We start from the raw sequence: 3,419 nt of genomic DNA on the forward strand, positions 1-3,419 counted from the left end.
GTCTGTGTGGTTCCATCCGGATACCCCACCGTTATGAGGTAGTTGTATACCCCCATATCTGCAGGTTTACCATTATAGGTACCATCCCAGCCATCATTGATGTTCGTTGTACTGAACACCTCCTGACCCCAGCGGTTGAACACACGGAACTCCGTCAGTGTCTGGAAGCTCACCCCTACTACACGGAAACGATCATTGCGGCCATCTCCGTTAGGACTGAACGCAGTCGGTACCTGGACAGGGCTGCGGTAATCAACCGTTACCTTCACACTGTCTTTGTTGCTACAACCGTTCACACCGCTACCCGTTACTACATATGTAGTCGTTACCAGCGGTTGCACCTGCGTGCTGCCGATGTTCGCATTCGTTACACCCGAGATCGGTGTCCAGTAGTACTGCGATGCGCCGAACGCATTCAACAGTACGCTCTGACCATATTTGATCGTCGTGTCTTTATTCGATATGTAGACACCCGGAAGAGGATTTACCGTTACCGATGTACGGAACGTATCGATACACTTACCGTTATCGGCTGTTACCTCTGCATAGTAAGTCGTTGACTCTTTAGGGCTTGCTATCGTACGATCGCAAGTATCGCAGCTCAGGCTGCTCGCCTTATCATACGTTCCTCCGGTCAGACCTTTGCTCTCATACCATTTCGTCTTAATGCCATTATACGTACGCAACTGAATCGCATCATTCAGACAGATCGATGCATCAGGAGTGACATAACGCGTATTCGCAGGGATAACGATCGTTACTGAGTCTTTAACCAGACAGCCATTACGGCCTACTGTCTGTACATATACTTTCGTTGAAGAGTCGATACGTACTACAGGGTTCTGAAGTAATGAGTCCTGGAAGTAATCGCCGGGAGACCAGCGGTACACAAACTCCGTATCACCAGCACCACAGAAGTTCACACGGAACACAGGAAGTACCTGTGATACAACCGGACCGATCTCGGTACTTGGATTCGTACATACGTCACCGCTCGTCTGATAAGATTTCATCATCAGGTTAAAGCCCGATGCATCATAGGTCTTGATCGTAGGACCCGTACCTGCAGTAGCCTGCGAGTAACAGATATCAACCAGCAGGTTCTTGCTCGTATCCCAGTTATAAGGCGTAGCGAACTGGAACTTATGGTAACCGCCACCTGTAAACACCTCGCTCGCAGAAGTGTACACCTGTACCGTTCCCGTCTCAAAGCTGATCGGTGCCGTACCGCTGAACTGTTCCAGGTCCGTACACTTCAGACTGATCTTCAGGTTCGTAAAGTCCATGCTCGAACCGCTCACAGAAGACATCTCAAGGGAGTTGATCGTTCCGGAAGTGATGTTTGCGTTACGCATCAGCGAGCGTGGTATGATATATTGTGTATGAGCAGTTGTGGAGGTACCATCGAAAGGATGGAGCAATGGCTCATCATACATATCACGACGGCCTGGGTTAGCGATCATCTTCGTGATCTCTGAAGTACACGTTACCGTATTATTTACGCCACACGGAAGATTACGCTGCGGTTTAGGACCAACGCCCTGTGCCGAAAGATCGCTTACATAACCGGGACGACAAAGAATATATGGATTCATCGGAACCTCTACCACTACACTGTTCGTGTAATCCAGTCTGACAGGTACCACATCTTTCGCAAAACAGTTCGGGTTAGATGCCGAGCTTACCGTGATCGTGTAATCGATCGGTTCTTTGATACCGTTCACATCCGTATTCGCTGAGTCTGGCTGATTCAGGTACGATGATGGTGTCCACGAGTATTTAAAGATACTTGAAGGTATACAGATATTGAAGCGTGTGTTCGGACGCGTAGAAGACAGCAGCGGTGAACCCGTGTTCAGTTCACAACCCGTTCCCATTGCAGGAGCAGGAAGGCTGTAATCACGGATGTACTTCACGCTCGTATAGCTCGTATTGGTCGCATATACAGGATCAGGAGTACCGCCAAAGTCACCTGATACTTTACTCCAGCAGATCTCTACTACTATATTAGAGGAACCATCCCAATAGTAGGCTGTAGGGAACATAAAGTTGTTCCAGCCGTTATTGGTCGCATAAGAAGACGGACCGTAAACCTGAGACAAACCAGGATACGTGTTCATTGAGCTGCCCGAAAGGAATGCATCAGCCGTACAACCCATTTTTATGCTCAGGTTATAGAAAGAATCTGTTGTATTCTTTGATGGAATATTAAATGCCATCGAGTTGATGAAGCCTGCTTTCAGACCTGCTTCCAGCAACTCATCACGGCGATACATGATATGCATACGCTCGCCTGCCGAAGCTGCTATATGATAGAAAGGTGTTGGTGCTACCGAACCGATAGTACCTGTGCCCACCTGGTGGTCCGCAGGAATACCGCCCACACAGCTCATCTGCGCAAGACCGCAACCCTGCTGGCTTACGTTCGCAAACAACTGGGTAAAACCTTCAGGACATACCGTATCACGGGACGCAAAAGGCGCTATATTCGGCTGGAACCCGTCTACGATCAGTTGGGTCGTATCCAGGTAACCACAACCATTGATATCCTGGGCATACAATATGAAAGAGGTCGTTGTGTACGCAACTGCGGTCGGACTTACTTTCGTACTGTCATCCACAAGAGAACCAGGAGTCCAGTTCAGAGAATCAAGATTAGCAAGAGGAGTGATGCTTGAGTTCAGCAATGTCGGCTTGTTCGCACATACGATCTGGTCCGCTCCCGCATCCACTGTAATCACGGGCGTTCCGATACGAACCTGAACAGTATCACGGGTCGTACAACGGTAAGGACCACGGTAAATGCTGCCTTCCAGTAAATAAGTAGTCGGTACTGAAGGACGTACTTTCGGGCGTGCTAACGTATCATCATCCATAAAAGGAGGTGTCGTTGGCGAGCCAGACATGCTGCTCCACTGGTAGCGCATGCCCGATTCCACTCTCGTACGCATCTGGTAAGGCGCTCCGTCAGGAATACAGTACACCCCGTCAGGACCTGCATCAGCATAAGGTAATACAACAATGTTCAATACATAATAAGAACTCAGGATCAGTGCCTGTGACAAAGAACACGTAGAATCCGCAAAACGAAGGCTCACTGTATGGAAACCTACATCGCTCTTACCAGGGGTCCAGTTCAGTGTACCTGTCACATGATCGGTTCCGTCTCCTACAGAGGTGTACGTCGCTCCCGGTAAAGGGCTCAGATCCCACTTCGCAAAAATAGCATTCATCGGACCCTGGGAGGTACCCCCTACGTCAAAACGCAGGTTCGTGCCAGGACACGCATACAAAGTCTTCGTACGGCTGTCATAATAAGAACCCGCTATATTCGAGGGAGTCGTATCGGTCGTCGGTGGTGGTGCATCACAGTTGATTACGGCAACCTGCACATCACGCGTCGTGAAACCCATCAGATC

Annotated in this window: 1 protein-coding gene; it reads right to left on the reverse strand. The window is 49.3% G+C overall.

The annotated features are described in order from the left end of the window. A partial coding sequence (locus tag ABD846_RS02860) for a T9SS type B sorting domain-containing protein (RefSeq protein ID WP_344822479.1) occupies positions 1-3,419 on the reverse strand: 3,419 nt, incomplete at both ends.

This window comes from Rurimicrobium arvi, assembly GCF_039540495.1.
In the GTDB taxonomy this organism is placed as follows: domain Bacteria; phylum Bacteroidota; class Bacteroidia; order Chitinophagales; family Chitinophagaceae; genus Rurimicrobium; species Rurimicrobium arvi.